The organism is Polaromonas sp. P1_G2 (genome assembly GCF_056405515.1).
On record NZ_JBFUBY010001348.1, the window covers coordinates 1 to 418 of the forward strand.

Annotated in this window: 1 protein-coding gene; it reads right to left on the reverse strand. The window is 62.7% G+C overall.

What is annotated here, in order from left to right; genetic code table 11:
- On the reverse strand, positions 1 to 396 hold a 396-nt coding region (locus AC1D0P_RS30500; RefSeq protein WP_477680148.1), incomplete at its 3' end, for an ATP-binding cassette domain-containing protein.
- Positions 397 to 418 lie beyond the last annotated feature (22 nt).

The following is a 418-nucleotide window of genomic DNA, read 5'->3' on the forward strand; positions in this document are numbered from 1 at the left end:
GGCGAAGATCGCCTTTCTGGTTACGTCGCCGCCGCCCATCTCGATCCGGCCGGCATCGGGGCCATAGATGCCCACGCAGGTCTTGAGATAAGAGCTCTTGCCCGCACCGTTCGGTCCGATCAGCGAATAGGGCCGGCCAGGCTCAAAGCTTCTTGTGACGCGATTGACGGGAACGATGCCGCCGAAGCGCTTGAGCACATCGGTGGTCGTGAGCCGCTTGGCAGGACCTGCGCGGCGGGCGGCATCTTCGAGAATGCCATCCAGCACCTTTTCGTCGATAATGACGGGCCTGCAATTCCGTGCCGCGTCGTTGGGATCGGGAAGCCTGCGGCGCCAGAGATTGCCAATCGTGCCGACCAGACCGTCTTGCAGGAAGAGCACCAGGACGATCAGCACAGCGCCGAGGATAAGCGTGGTC